Annotated in this window: 15 protein-coding genes; 14 read left to right on the top strand and 1 reads right to left on the bottom strand. The window is 32.4% G+C overall.

The genetic code is table 11. The annotated features are described in order from the left end of the window. Positions 1-81 precede the first annotated feature (81 nt). The 4 genes from ABVM53_RS11360 to ABVM53_RS11345 all read left to right on the top strand — a co-directional run bounded on the left by ABVM53_RS11360 (position 82) and on the right by ABVM53_RS11345 (position 2,826). Entirely contained in the window at positions 82-978 is an 897-nt protein-coding gene (locus ABVM53_RS11360) for a DUF5677 domain-containing protein (protein WP_405326127.1), read from the top strand. 184 nt (positions 979-1,162) lie between these two features. Beyond that, positions 1,163-1,348: a hypothetical protein gene (locus ABVM53_RS11355; RefSeq protein WP_405326125.1), complete on the top strand. Its 186-nt coding sequence runs from the start codon at positions 1,163-1,165 to the stop codon at positions 1,346-1,348. A 248-nt stretch (positions 1,349-1,596) separates the two neighbouring features. Beyond that, a complete protein-coding gene (locus tag ABVM53_RS11350; protein WP_405326123.1) occupies positions 1,597-2,343 on the top strand; it encodes a DUF6794 domain-containing protein in 747 nt (248 codons plus the stop codon). 189 nt (positions 2,344-2,532) lie between these two features. Next, on the top strand, positions 2,533-2,826 hold the full coding sequence (locus ABVM53_RS11345) for a hypothetical protein (protein WP_405326121.1): 294 nt from the start codon (positions 2,533-2,535) through the stop codon (positions 2,824-2,826). Positions 2,827-3,958: 1,132 nt separating this feature from the next. On the opposite strand, the gene ABVM53_RS11340 is transcribed toward ABVM53_RS11345, so the two are convergent. Then, complete coding sequence (locus tag ABVM53_RS11340) at positions 3,959-4,186, bottom strand: hypothetical protein (RefSeq protein ID WP_405326119.1); 228 nt, start codon at positions 4,184-4,186, stop codon at positions 3,959-3,961. A 28-nt stretch (positions 4,187-4,214) separates the two neighbouring features. Between ABVM53_RS11340 and ABVM53_RS11335 the strand changes: the two genes are divergently transcribed. From ABVM53_RS11335 to ABVM53_RS11290, 10 genes are all read left to right on the top strand, one after another. Beyond that, on the top strand, positions 4,215-4,961 hold the full coding sequence (locus ABVM53_RS11335) for a hypothetical protein (RefSeq protein ID WP_405326117.1): 747 nt from the start codon (positions 4,215-4,217) through the stop codon (positions 4,959-4,961). Between the two features lie 219 nt (positions 4,962-5,180). Next, the gene (locus ABVM53_RS11330; RefSeq protein ID WP_405326115.1) at positions 5,181-5,624 is read left to right on the top strand and encodes a hypothetical protein; all 444 of its coding nucleotides are present in this window, start codon (positions 5,181-5,183) and stop codon (positions 5,622-5,624) included. A 10-nt stretch (positions 5,625-5,634) separates the two neighbouring features. Next, positions 5,635-5,844, top strand: a complete 210-nt coding sequence (locus ABVM53_RS11325) for a hypothetical protein (RefSeq protein WP_405326113.1) — start codon at positions 5,635-5,637, stop codon at positions 5,842-5,844. 166 nt (positions 5,845-6,010) lie between these two features. Next, positions 6,011-7,723, top strand: coding sequence for a hypothetical protein (locus ABVM53_RS11320; RefSeq protein ID WP_405326111.1), 1,713 nt, complete (start codon positions 6,011-6,013; stop codon positions 7,721-7,723). Between the two features lie 206 nt (positions 7,724-7,929). Further along, positions 7,930-8,253: a hypothetical protein gene (locus ABVM53_RS11315; RefSeq protein WP_013185843.1), complete on the top strand. Its 324-nt coding sequence runs from the start codon at positions 7,930-7,932 to the stop codon at positions 8,251-8,253. Positions 8,254-8,331: 78 nt separating this feature from the next. Then, positions 8,332-8,745: a hypothetical protein gene (locus ABVM53_RS11310; protein ID WP_013185844.1), complete on the top strand. Its 414-nt coding sequence runs from the start codon at positions 8,332-8,334 to the stop codon at positions 8,743-8,745. 1,642 nt (positions 8,746-10,387) lie between these two features. Beyond that, positions 10,388-10,552, top strand: a complete 165-nt coding sequence (locus tag ABVM53_RS11305; protein ID WP_405330865.1) for a type II secretion system protein GspG — start codon at positions 10,388-10,390, stop codon at positions 10,550-10,552. Between the two features lie 1,579 nt (positions 10,553-12,131). Further along, positions 12,132-12,551 (top strand): hypothetical protein, encoded by a 420-nt coding sequence (locus ABVM53_RS11300; protein WP_405326108.1) that lies wholly within the window; start codon positions 12,132-12,134, stop codon positions 12,549-12,551. 159 nt (positions 12,552-12,710) lie between these two features. Then, a complete protein-coding gene (locus tag ABVM53_RS11295; RefSeq protein ID WP_405326106.1) occupies positions 12,711-13,310 on the top strand; it encodes a hypothetical protein in 600 nt (199 codons plus the stop codon). Positions 13,311-13,497: 187 nt separating this feature from the next. After that, positions 13,498-14,532, top strand: coding sequence for a S41 family peptidase (locus ABVM53_RS11290; RefSeq protein ID WP_405326104.1), 1,035 nt, complete (start codon positions 13,498-13,500; stop codon positions 14,530-14,532). Positions 14,533-14,709 lie beyond the last annotated feature (177 nt).

The following is a 14,709-nucleotide window of genomic DNA, read 5'->3' as shown; positions in this document are numbered from 1 at the left end:
CTGAAACTAAAATAAATATATGTGTACATGTACACATATCCAATTGTTAGCCACAATACGAAAAAAACTCACGATTAAAAATTGGAAATTGATTTAAAAACCTTTACTGCGTTAAAAGAATTGCATCTACTCAATTCTGTCCCTGCGACTTTTGAAAGTTTGGAATTACTTGCGAAAGCAAGTACTGAATTAATCCAATCGATATACGATTCAAAACCTGAACTCGGAGAAGGCGAAGTGTTTATTGAAACATTGTCAATAAAGATTTTACTGACTACTAAAAGCATTATTGAACTAGGAAAAGGAACAAAAGTTTCTGCTTTGACTAAAGACAGTAACGTGAAATTATTAGATTTTTCTTCAATCAACATATTAACACGCTCAATAATTGAAGCGTTTTTAACCTTAGAATACTTATTTTTCAATAACTTAAGTATTGAGGAACGAAATTTCAGATTCTATATTTGGCAGATTTCTGGTTATAAAGCAAGACAAGGATTTTTTAATGAAAGAGGTCAATTAAAGGAAAACGTTAACGAGAAACTTCAAACGGAATTAGCTGAGATTAAAAGATTAAAAACAATTATAGAAAAGTCACCTTATTACAAAAATTTGAATAAACAGAATTTGTGGAAATTAGACACTTTCGGACTGCCAAGATTAGTAAGTTGGAGTAAGTTAATTGAGCAAAGTATTTTAAAGACATCAATGTTTGAATTGTCATATAAATTATATTCAAATTATGCTCATTCTAAATTCATTTCTCTAATCCAAATGAACGGAGCGAAAACTCTAAACAAAGGTTCAGAAGAAAACGATTTATCAATTTTAAATTCATTAAGAGTTGTTAAAATGATAAATTGTATTGCAATTGTTGGACTGAAAAATAAATTTGATTTTGCGTCAAAAGTGTTTGAGCAATATGATGAAGAAATAAAGTCAACAATCTTATTCTGGAATGAATTTGGAACGGAATAAGTACTGTAGCTAACAATGTATAAAATTAATTGCTTGGTAATAGCCTACTTACGAAAATCCTCTAGGATTTTCTATTCAGTTTTTATTTGCTAAATTAGTAACTAAACCACGCAACTAATCTTATACGAAACCGTTGGCGGTCATTGCAAGCAAGACAAAGAAGAAATACAAAAAAATAAATATTATGAATAATAATAAAAAACGAAATGTCGGAAACGGAATTGGAATCGGTGCTGCACTTGGAGTAGCATTTGGAGCGGCTTACGGTTATCAAGCTGGAAGTGTTTCACAAAGTATTGCATTAGGACTTGCGATTGGTGTTGCACTTGGAGCAATATTCGACTTTGCAATTAGGAAAAAAAAGAGCTAGGCAAAACAACAACGAACCGCCAACAATGGCTATAAGTAATTGCTTGTTCTCGCCTACTTCTGAAAATCCTGCGGAATTTCCAAGTTGGTGTGTACTTGCAAAGTTTAGTGCTAACCCACGCAACTACTCATAGCCGTAGCCGTTGCCCACAATTAGAAAAAACAGTTCCCTAATTGAAATGAACAGTTCGCTCATTATAGATTTTTACTATTAAAAAAGGAATGTAGTTTTGAATAAACTACCAAACTATGAATAGAATAATTATTGTAATACTTCTTTTTCCGACTTTATTATTAAGTCAAAATAATTGCGAAAAATACGTTGAGAAATATATTCCAACTGATTTGAATGACGCAATTTCCTTTTTTGAATGTAAGTGGTCAGAAGATGACCTTATTGGATTTAAAAACAAAGAAGAACAAAGTGCGACTTCAGAATTACATTTTGGAACAGGAATGTCGTTAAGGAATAATTGGAAACTTTGGGCTGGAACATCTGAAATTTCAAAATTTTTCAGAGATTTAGGAATTCATCATCCAGACGATATGTCAAGTATAATTTTGACTTCGTTACACCGAAAACTGAACGAAAAGCCTATCGAATTAGAAAAGCAAATTAAATATTACAAAGATTATTGGGCAGAATCTGAACGGAAAGAAAACGTACGAAAAAAAGAAGAGTTTAATGAATTTAAAATTGGAGACATTGTTGAATTTCTATATGACTATGATTTCGTATTAAAACGTCAGGAAAGAAAATATATGGACGATAAGTGTTTCGCTACAGGAAAAATAATTGACCTAAATAAAGAAAAATTTGAACTAAAAATCAAACTAATAAAGAGTTGCGACAGAAAAGGAATTATTATTCTTGAATATGATGTTTGGGACAAAGTAGATGGAGAATATAAAAAGATTGAGGAGGATAAAATTGAGATTATGAAAAAAGGAGAAACTCGATGGACTTCATATAATTTATGGGAAATAGTGGAATAATAACTGTGGGCAACACCGTATATAATTTATTGCTGGTTCTAGCCTACTTACGAAAATCCTCGCGGATTTTCTATTCGGTTTTTATTTGCTAAATTAGTTGCTTATACACGCAACGTATCATATACAAAACCGTTGTGTTTAATTTAACAATCGATTACGAAAAACATCATATTATGTCTTCTGACTTTTTTGACATTTCAAGCATTTGGACAAAACGAAGACGATAAAAACGGATTGAAAGACTTAAGTTATGAAGACAAAATAGCAGAAAAAGCCTGCATATATCTTTCTGAACTGGACTCTATTTCTGACCCTCAACAGGCAGTAATAAAATGTATCATTAAAGCAAAAAACAAAGTCCACGAAGAAGACGTTGACAAAAAATATAAACGTGATTTCACGGTAGAAGGAATAAGAGGACTGAATAAAAAAGTGACTGATTTATTGATTGAAAATTGTGAAATAATATCAAAATCTGAATAAAAGAAAAAACTACACACAACACAGTATATAAAAAATTGCTGTTTTGTGCTTAATCAATGTTAGTTGCTTTGTTTGCTAGCTTCTGATTTTCCTTCGGAAAATCCTCGCACACAAACACGCAACTTTCCATATACATAAACGTTGTCAACCATAGCTCCTGACCAAAATTAAAATGAAAAAAATGAAGATCAACAAAGTAGGTTACTATATTTTAAACGCCATCTTATTTATATCGATAATTCTTGGGTTTTACGAAATAATAGATATTCAAACCTTGGTAGGAGTTTTTATAACTCCAGCTTTTATAATATCCGCTTCTTTGCAATATAAAAGTAAAAAAGAGAAACAGTAGATTCCGCTTAAAATGGGATTTTTACTCAGCCGCTTAAACTTAAAAGAAACTGATTTCTCACTCAGCCGCGGATTTTAATTTATCACACTTCCGGACAAAAATTTTAAAAGAGAAAAAAGAACTTTAAAGATTAAATTGAGGAAGCGAGATTATTAACGTTACGGATTTCACTCAGCCGCAAAGAGAATTTTATCACTCTTGCGGATTAAAAGTTGGAACTATAAAAGATAAATAGTTACTCGAAAAGAATTTGGGATACGAAAACGCAGCGGCAAATCTTTAGTTCTCACTCGGCTGTGTCGTTACGGATTGACAACAATGTATAAAAACAATGCTATCTTAGTGTCAAATCGAAAGTCTGTGTGTACTTGCTACGTCTGATTTTCCTGCGGAAAATCAACGCGGGCAATCGTCGCACTGTTTTTATACGAGACGTTAACGGCAATAAGCTCTTAAAAAATTAGAGCAACTTCAACCCAACTCCTTTTTTGCTTTTTACCCTATATTTTCTTCTCAATTCGCAAGTAGTGACGTTTATCAGAAAAGCAAAAAATCTACGGTTTTTGTATTTTAAGCATATCTAAATCGTTTGGTTTGGGCTCAAAAAAAGAGCAGCTTTCGGGGTTTTCCTTTTGCCGCCAGCACGCAATCTCAGCGCAATAGCTATGCAGACGGACTTTTGGTTCGTCATTATTTGTTTAAGTTCAATAACCCTTCTAACCTATATTTATGTCTGCCAAAGTTTGTCGGTGGATTGAAAAAGCGGCAAAACTAAGGGGATTATCCGTTTGGCTTGTCCACAGGGTTTGGCATACGCTGCTTAATGCCGCTAACAATACCTATAAGTAATGCGTGGCTTGGGGTTTTATAAAATGGTTTGGCTATATTTATAAGGTCGCTAAATCTGTTGGATTTAGCTTTGGACAAAAAAAGAAACAAATCAAAACCAAAAGCTTTAACTCGGTGCGTATCCACAAATCCGTCGGATATCCCAAACGCACTACTCATAGCTTTAGCGTTAGCATTAAGCTGAAAAATGAACAATAAGCACGACATTGATACTTATTCTAAACTCGCCTTAGGTGCTTCATTTTACTTGGAAGAATCATTCAGATGTATATATGAATCTCTTGAATACGAATTTGCCGCGATTCTTTTTTCTCAGCTTTTGGAGAATATAGAACCCTCAGTTGAGGATAGAAAAATATTTGCAAAAACATCTTTGCCAAATGACGCAATTGGACTTCTACAATCTGAAATTCCAGATATATTGTCTGAACCGACAACTAAAATGATGTCCGATGCTTGGAAAAATGCTCAACTCCGTTCTAAAACAGAAAATCACAAGTTTGGATTGGACCATAAAATTGATTCCATTGAAATATTAGGCCATTTAAATAATTTTGGCTTTTTCATAGAAACAATAATTAATAGGCATCTTTTATTCCTTAATCAATCAGGTAAAATTGATGACTTTAGTTACTCAAGATTCTCAGTAGCAAAAGTTATGGAACGTATAATTTATATTTTCAAAGAAGATTTAAAGAACAATACTATTCACCTAAATGAAGTGCAGAATCTTTTTAGGTTGAGGAATAAGACAGTTCATTACACACCCGACAATGCAAAGGTTTTGAAGCCCAGAATTTCAGAATTAATAAAAATTTGGACTCAATGTGCTAAACTGATTGGAAAACTTGAAATTCAGGAAAATTTTAATGAAGAGAGTTTTTCGGAAAGAATATTATATCATTCTTTGAGACTCCAAAAAAAGTGGAACTAAAAAAGCCTAATGCTAACAAAACCTATAAACAATACGGGCTTCAGGCTTAATCGTAGGGTTTGTGTATTTTTATGATGTCCGCAAAATCTTATGGATTTTGCTCTGGACAAGAAAAAATAAATCAAAACAATAAGATTTCGCTATCTGCGTAGCGGAAAGCAAACGCTAGTTTGCCCCCGTACTGTTCATAGCTAAACCGTTGGCTACAATTAACAGGAAATGAGCAAAATAAATGAATTTCTGAATGAATTAGATGACTATGAATTAGCCTTTTTTGCAAAATTCAAATTGTCAACATATATGAAAGTAACTCAATCAAAAATAAAAGAATATTTGGTTGAAAGAAATCTGAATGAATCTAAAATTGAAAGATTAATTGCTGAAAATCCTAAATCAAAACTTGAAGATAAACTGAAAAGATGTCCACGCTGTTACTCTGACAAAATTCGGAAAAATAAAGTGGAATGGACAAACACAGATGGTGGAATTGGACTTGAAGATGAAATTGCAATTGCAGATGGAATTGGTGGAGAAGCAACCTATAAAAATGAAGTTGTTTGTGACGTTTGTGAATTTTGGTTAGAAGACCCAAATGAGGAAAAACCAGTTTCTTTTCCAAAAAGGATAATGAAAGGAATTTGGAAAAATATAATTGGAATATAAATTAAATAAAATGAAAGGAATATCAAAATTAATAATTGATTTAGCAAATTTAAAAATGTTTGAAAGTATAGAATCTTTAGATTACAACTCAATTAGCAAAGACCATATTGGAGAAATTCAAGTAATATTTCAAGGTGAAAAAATCCAAGAATCTGTTTACACTTTTGATGACGAATTTACAATCTCGAAAAGAATAATAGAGAAATCAAGTTTAAAATAGGAAAAAAACTGTAGCCAACACCGTACAAAATTAATTGCTTGCTTTTTTCTTACTTACGAAAATCCTCGCGGATTTTCTTTGTCAGTAATTATTTACTAACTTTATGGCTAAACCACGCAACTAACCTTGTACAAACACGTTGTATGCAAGCCGAAAAAACTTCTAGATGAAAGATAGAATAATTGAAATTGAAAAAAATCTAGATAAAAAAGTTGTGGAATTATCTATCTATAAAGAATCATTTCAGTCAATTTACTCAGTTTTATTATTCACGGCAGAAAGCATTGATTTTAAGGGAGATGTTGACACCGCAATGGATTATTTAGGTCGAACATCACTTATTTATCCAATAATCAAAAAGTATGCTCAAAATTGTTGTACAGAAACTACAACACAGTCCATTTTAAAAACAGGAAGTATTGAATATTTAGAAGATATAAATTTTCTTGTTGCCTATGCACATTTCTCTATGCTTATGCCTCAAATTCACAGAGGAACTCTTGAAGTTAAATCGATAAAAGAAAATAAGATAAAAATTGATTTTCCGAATGAATCTGTAAAAGAATCTGAACTTATAGATAAACTATATAGTACCATATCCTTACCAATCACATTTTCATATAAAGAGAATGACAAAATAAGGACTCATACCGACCTGAAAGCAAAAAACAGAGATTATACTATTTGCGATAAAGACTTCCATTTAATCAAAGAAATTTATAATTATCACATAAAATTCTCAATTAATATAGAAGTCCTGCCTGATGAATTGATTGAATCAAAAATAGGATTTTCAAATGTTGAGTTTAGAAATTTCGTTGCAGCTTTAAAATCATTTTCAGAATATTTTATTTTCCTTTCTAGAAGTTATAAAGAACAGATAAACGACAAAAATTCAGCTGAAGAAAATGACAAACTAATGTCTGAATATATGGAATGGTCTGTTTGTTGTCTGAATTATAAAACGTTGGGATGGTTTATCGCAATTTCTGGAATAGAGCAAAACAAGTTTGACTTAATATTATCATATTTCATAGATATATATTCTAATAATACTGGCGTTAATTTTAAATCTAACTCTTTCACGGGCGAAGGGTATCAGCCGCCAATTACTATAATTGATGAATCAATTTTGTTTAGTCCTCACGCTTTAAGGTATTTATTAAGTTTTAATAATGTTTTATACTCTATAAATAAAAATGACAAAAAACTCTTCAATAATGAAATCTCTGACAAACTTGAACCTGTTCTAATTAAACAACTTAAATATCTTTTTTCTCGATTTGACAAATTAGAATTGAAAGAAAACATTAACTATCCAGGAAGTGAAATTGATTTGTTAGTTTTAAGTAAGGAAGAAAAAGTCTGTCTTTCCATACAAGTAAAAACGACAATCGCCCCAGATAGTTCTAGAACCGTTGCTAGAGTTGAAGGCAGAACAAATGAAGCTTTTAAGCAAATAGAAAAATTTGAAAAGCTAACTTCTAAAGAACAGTTAAAGTTAATTAATAACGCTTTTCAAAGTGAACTTGACGAAATAAAAATAATTAGTTTAATACTAGTTCGTTCCTCAGCTGGGTCAGACAAAGGTTGGGAAATTAATAATACGTATCGGATTTTAAATTATTCTATGTTAGCTAGAATACTTTGCAGCAAACTGGAATCTGATGATAGAAAATTTTCAAATTTTGACGACCAGATATTAGAAAAACAAAAGGAATTAATTGATAACTCAAATTGGGGAGTAGATTATGAAACTTTGAAAATAGGAGAGTTTGAAATTGAATTCCCAAATATTCATTTTGAAGACAAGAAAATATTAACCGAACATATTAAAACATTCAAATGTTACCCTAAAATTGAAACAGCGAAACATTAAAAGGCCAGCATACAACAACGTGTATAATTAATTGCTTTGGTCGTTGTCTATTTGGAAAATTCCTTCGGAATTTTCTCGCGTTCGTTTTTGTTTACTAAATTAGTTGCTGAAACACGCAACTAACCATACACAAACAGTTGTGCGTCAGTTTAGAGAAAAATTCCTAAGTAAAAAAATACAATTAAAATAACCTAAAACTTAAAATTATGAAATTAGATTTGTACACTAAAAGTATCCTTACCGTTATTGCAATTTGCTTAACAATTAATGTTTTAAAAGATTTTGATATTATTCCAAAAACATACGCAAAAGAATCTCTAAAAAATGAACCAAATTTACTTCCAAACAAAAATTATGGTTTAATTCCCGTGAACGCTGACGGTACAATTGATGTAAATATCAAATCATCTTCTGAAATGGATGTTAATATAACTGGAGTGTCCACAAGCGATGAATTAGATGTAAATATTGATGAAATTGGTGGAGGCTATGTATCACACGGCGGACCAATAAGTGTTGAAATTGATTAATCAACTTTCCTAAAAACATTTTTGATAAAAACATCAACATAAATCTTAACCAACAGGTCTAAAAAAATTATAAACGTAATGGACATCAATCCTTCCGAAATAATGATTTCTGCGATAGTTGGAGTTGTCGTTGCGGAACTCTGGAATTTTATCAAAAGAAAATATGAAGAAACTCGTCCAATAAAGAAGCTGAAAAAAATTAAAGCTATCAAAGTTTTGTGGTTTATCCTGTCATATATTTTACCATTAGGAACTATTGTGTTTTTAATCATTGATAAAAACACTGAACCGACTTTTAAAAATATTTCTCTATTCATAATAATTTGCATTTCTTTAGTGTATAATCTTTTAATGAGCCATATAATCAACCTTTATAAAATGAATACAAAACTGACTAATATAAGCTCTGAGAAACTGACAAAAATTGACCAAACATTTGATAAGGTTTATCATCACATTGAAAAAACTAAATCGGACAATAACCTGAAATAAAAAACCGAACGCACAACAATGGCTATAAGTAATTGCTTGTTCTCGCCTACTTCTGAAAATCCTCGCGGATTTTCAGTTTGGTGTGTACTTGCAAAGTTAAGTGCTAAACCACGCAACTACTCATAGCCGAGACCGTTAACGGCAATAAGCTCTTAAAAAATTAGAGCAGCTTCAACCCAACTCCTTTTTTGCTTTTTACCCTATATTTTCTTCTCAATTCGCAAGTAGTGACGTTTATCAGAAAAGCAAAAAATCTACGGTTTTGTATTTTAAGCATATCTAAATCGTTTGGTTTGGGTCAAAAAAAGAGCAGCTTTCGGGATTTTTCCTTTTGCCACCAGCACGCAATCTCTGCGCAATCGTTATGCAGACGGACTTTTGGTTCGTCATTATTTGTTTAAGTTCAATAAGCCTTCTAACCTATATTTATGTCTGCCAAAGTTTGTCGGTGGATGGAAAAAGCGGCAAAACTAAGGGAATTGTCCGTTTGGCTTGTCCACAGGGTTAGGAATGCGCTACTTAATGCCGCTAACAATACCTATAAGTAATGCGTGGCTTGGGGTTTTATAAAATGGTTTGGCTATATTTATAAGGTCGCTAAATCTGTTGAATTTAGCTTTGGACAAAAAAAGAAACAAATCAAAACCAAAAGCTTTAGCTCGGTGCGTATCCACAAATCCGTCGGATATCCCAAACACACTACTCATAGCTTTAGCGTTAACGGCAATAAGCTCTTAAAAAATTAGAGCAACTTCAACCCAACTCCTTTTTTGCTTTTTACCCTATATTTTCTTCTCAATTCGCAAGTAGTGACGTTTATCAGAAAAGCAAAAAATCTACGGTTTTTGTATTTTAAGCATATCTAAATCGTTTGGTTTGGGCTCAAAAAAAGAGCAGCTTTCGGGGTTTTTCCTTTTGCCGCCAGCACGCAATCTCTGCGCAATCGTTATGCAGACGGACTTTTGGTTCGTCATTATTTGTTTAAGTTCAATAAGCCTTCTAACCTATATTTATGTCTGCCAAAGTTTGTCGGTGGATGGAAAAAGCGGCAAAACTAAGGGAATTGTCCGTTTGGCTTGTCCACAGGGTTAGGAATGCGCTACTTAATGCCGATAACAATACCTATAAGTAATGCGTGGCTTGGGGTTTTATAAAATGGTTTGGCTATATTTATAAGGTCGCTAAATCTGTTGAATTTAGCTTTGGACAAAAAAAGAAACAAATCAAAACCAAAAGCTTTAGCTCGGTACGTATCCACAAATCCGTCGGATTTCCCAAACGCACTACTCATAGCTTTGGCGTTATAGGACATTTGAGAAACGAACAAATGATAGAATTAATACTTTCGACTTTAGCTGAATTTGGACTCAATCGTTAAGATTATAAACATCAAAAACGAATAACTAAAAAAGAAAAAAAAGACGGAATTAAAAGACCGATTCAAAAATATTTTATGCAACCGAGTGCACTAATGGTAATTGCTTTTTTGGGCGTTGGAAGTTTAAGTGCTATTCTATTTCTTACTTATCAAAGAACGTCAGTTTTTCCTGAAAAAACAAAAAAGGAAATATCTGAAATGAATGACAGAATGAAAATTGGAATGAAAATCTCGGACAATACCCAATGGAACCTGAATGAATAAATCGGAAATACTCCTTTAAGACAAGATTGGAAAAAAGACGCTTGGAATCGAGAATATAAATTTACGATTATAGATAATGCAAACGGATTTTTAATTACATCTGCTGGCTCTGACGGAAAATTTGGAACTGAAAATGATATTAATCGGAATAAAATATTGAAATGAAAAAAAACTCTTTTTGGGATACGATATCAAACTCTATGAGATTTCAAATTATAGTTGCTGGAATAATACTAATTGTAGTAATAATTTTAGTTATTGGAAAAGTAATTTTTAATTAAACTGGAAAATGAAATAAATAAAAGCGTGCTACAACCGTATATAATTTATTGCTAGGTCTCGCCTACTTACGAAAATCCTCGCGGATTTTCTATTTGGTTTGTATTTGCTAAATTAGATACTTAAAACACGCAACAAACCATATACAACAACGTTAACGGCAATAAGCTCTTAAAAAATTAGAGCAACTTCAACCCAACTCCTTTTTTGCTTTTTACCCTATATTTTCTTCTCAATTCGCAAGTAGTGACGTTTATCAGAAAAGCAAAAAATCTACGGTTTTTGTATTTTAAGCATATCTAAATCGTTTGGTTTGGGCTCAAAAAAAGAGCAGCTTTTGGGGTTTTTCCTTTTGCCGCCAGCACGCAATCTCTGCGCAATCGTTATGCAGACGGACTTTTGGTTCGTCATTATTTGTTTAAGTTCAATAAGCATTCTAACCTATATTTATGTCTGCCAAAGTTTGTCGGTGGATTGAAAAATCGGCAAAACTAAGGGAATTGTCCGTTTGGCTTGTCCACAGGGTTTGGCATGCGCTGCTTAATGCCGCTAACAATACCTATAAGTAATGCGTGGCTTGGGGTTTTATAAAATGGTTTGGCTATATTTATAAGGTCGCTAAATCTGTTGGATTTAGCTTTGGACAAAAAAAGAAACAAATCAAAACCAAAAGCTTTAGCTCGGTGCGTATCCACAAATCCGTCGGATATCCCAAACGCACTACTCATAGCTTTGGCGTTAACGGCAATAAGCTCTTAAAAAATTAGAGCAACTTCAACCCATCCTCTTTTTTGCTTTTTACCCTATATTTTCTTCTCAATTCGCAAGTTGTGACGTTTATCAGAAAAGCAAAAAATCTACGGTTTTGTATTTTAAGCATATCTAAATCGTTTGGTTTGGGTCAAAAAAAGAGCAGCTTTCGGGATTTTTCCTTTTGCCGCCAGCACGCAATCTCTGCGCAATCGTTATGCAGACGGACTTTTGGTTCGTCATTATTTGTTTAAGTTCAATAAGCATTCTAACCTATATTTATGTCTGCCAAAGTTTGTCGGTGGATGGAAAAAGCGGCAAAACTATGGGAATTGTTCGTTTGGCTTGTCCAAAGGGTTTGGCATGCGCTGCTTAATGCCGCTAACAATACCTATAAGTAATGCGTGGCTTGGGGTTTTATAAAATGGTTTGGCTATATTTATAAGGTCGCTAAATCTGTTGGATTTAGCTTTGGACAAAAAAGAAACAAATCAAAACCAAAAGCTTTAGCTCGGTGCGTATCCGGAAATCCGTCGGATATCCCAAACGCACTACTCATAGCTTTGGCGTTCTACGCAATTTGACAAACTCACTAAAAATATTAATTCTGCTTATGCTTTTTGTTTCGTGTAGAACAGAAGAGAAACCACAATTGGCTAAATCGAACTTTTCAATACAAAACGATTATACAGAATTGACCAATAAAATAACTGAATTGGATACAATAAAAATTTGGGTTGGCTTAAGTCAATGTTTGTTCCAAGGTGTAGAAAAACTAACAATCACGCGAGAAAAGGACTCACTGAAGGTACAACCGGAATTTGCCGAGTCAATGGTAGTTGGTGCTAAGTTTAAGAAAATTAAACCCGTTTTTATTTCTGTAAATGACACCACTTGGAAATTTAATGAGTTCTTAAAAAGGAATAAAAATAGACTGAATCTAGACAGCCTAAAATATGGTAGATTACAGATTACCTATAAAAAAAAGAGGTTAAACTTTATGACTGATGGATTGGGAGATAATGCAAAATTTCTGATTGATTACTGCAAAACAATGAAAAATATAATGCCTGACAGCGATTATCATATCTACACAGGAATTGAAATAGAAGATCCAGAATTAATAACGCAATAAGAAACTGCGTAGAACAATGGCTATAAACCATAGCTTCTTCCCTGCACTTTTAGAAAATCCTACGGACTTGCTCCCGTCAGTTTCTTTTTGCTATCTTAGTTACAAAACCACGCTAAGGCACATAGCCTAAAACGTTGTAGTGCATTTGAGAGCAACCTAATGAAAATCAAGAAACTGATATTAATAATGGGAATTTTAAGTAGCGTTTTCGGATTTAGTCAAAACAAAAATCTAATTGAACTGACTTCAAATCAAGACGCTGAAGAAGGTTGGCAAGATTTAATTTTCACAATCACTAAAAAGGAAAAAATAGACAATGGATTTTGGAGTTTGACCTGTAAAGCAAAATATGAAAATCAGATTGTTGGACTAAAAATCAATATTGCGGACGGAATTCCAGCCGGAATCGTGAATAATGAGCTTGACAATACAAGATTTGTAGAAAAAGGAATTGAAATACAATCAATCGGAACTGAAAGCGATAAGCTAATAGGTGTAATTTCTAAACTTTACGGACAACCTAAACAAACAAAATTCTCGACTGAAAAACTGACTTTCACAATATTTCCTTTAAACCGAGACAACGCAACTTTAGAAAATGGTCGATATAAATTTAAGCTGTTTTTTGACGACAACAATGAGCAAAATCTATACGCTGAATTCTATATAAATCCTGACTTAAAAAACGGAACTGTCGAATTGAATGAAAAAGATGAGGAATATCGCCAGAATATTGTAAAACTGTTATCTGAAAAATGAAAAAACGCACTACAACAATGTATAACCGCAATTACGGCGGATTCGACTACGTCCAAATCCACTCGTAATTGCTAACGCCAGTTCTAAACCGAAAATTAACGCATATAAACCCGTAACTGACGGTTATACGAGACCGTTGGGCGCAATTATTCACAAAATTTCTGCTGACCTAATTATATTGAAATTTATGAAAAAATATTTAGGATTTATATTCATTTTAATCTGTGCATTAAATTGTAACGCACAAAAATTAAATACTTCTCAAGATAGCACCAAAGTCTTTTATGATGAGCTGTTTTCTATTATGGAAAACGAATATTTATATAAAGACAATGTAAATTGGAAAGAAATAGAACCAAAAGTTCGGAAAAATTTAAAAGAATATATAGATTTCAATAGTTCATTAGAGGAAGTCACAACTTTATTTAATCTTCTAAATGCAGACCATTGTAAAGTTTATTACAATCAAAACACATATTCTGGTAATTTTAAAACACCAACTCAAAAAGATTTTAGTGAACAATGGGTAAAAAAATACTCGACTAAACCAAATTTTGAAGTCAAAGTATTAGATAATGAATATGGATATATTCTGATGCCAGGAATAATGTTTGAGGATGTTAGCTCGAAAAACATTCATAAACTATCACAACCGATGTATGATGAAATTTATAATATCAAGAGTTCAAAAAATATAAAAGGTTGGATTATAGATTTACGATTTAATACGGGTGGGAATATTACACCTATGCTTTTAGCATTATATGATTTTCTAGGTGATAATGATGTTTGGGGTGTACTTGATATTAATAAAAAGAAAGTTACGAACGTAAAATTATCAAAAGGAAAATATATAAATAATTCTAAGAAAAGCTCTTACATAAAGCCAAAAGGAATGTTGCTTGATGAAGCTAAGGTTGCAATCATAACCAATTTAGCTACAGGTAGTTCAGGTGAAGTAACGGCATTAGCTTTTAAAGGAAGAAAAAATGTGAATTTCATAGGAGAAAAAACGAATGGTAAAACAACAACGAATACGCTTGCTAATTTACCATTTGGGGCATATATGGCTTTAACCGTGGGGTATGATTGCGATAGAAATGGGAATTTTTATGAGCAAATCATTCCAGATGTCAAAGTTTCAAAACAAGACAATTTTGAAAATTTACTTCTAGATAGAAATATTCAAGAAGCAATAAAATTTATATCAAAAGGAGAATAACTTCGCCCAACAACGTATAAAAATAATAGCGGTTTAATCGCTAAAACCAAAGTAAGTAAATATAAAACAAGGTCTGTGTTTAACCGAAAAGTTAGTGTGTGTAAATCCGCTACTATTCTTATACTAGACCATTAACGGCAATAAGCTCTTAAAAAATTAGAGCAACTTCAACCCAAC

Source organism: Leeuwenhoekiella sp. LLG6367-2.1 (assembly GCF_045055775.1).
Taxonomy (GTDB): Bacteria; Bacteroidota; Bacteroidia; order Flavobacteriales; family Flavobacteriaceae; genus Leeuwenhoekiella; species Leeuwenhoekiella aequorea.
The sequence above is the reverse complement of the archived record's forward strand: the minus strand, read 5'-3'. Positions and strand labels throughout refer to the sequence as shown.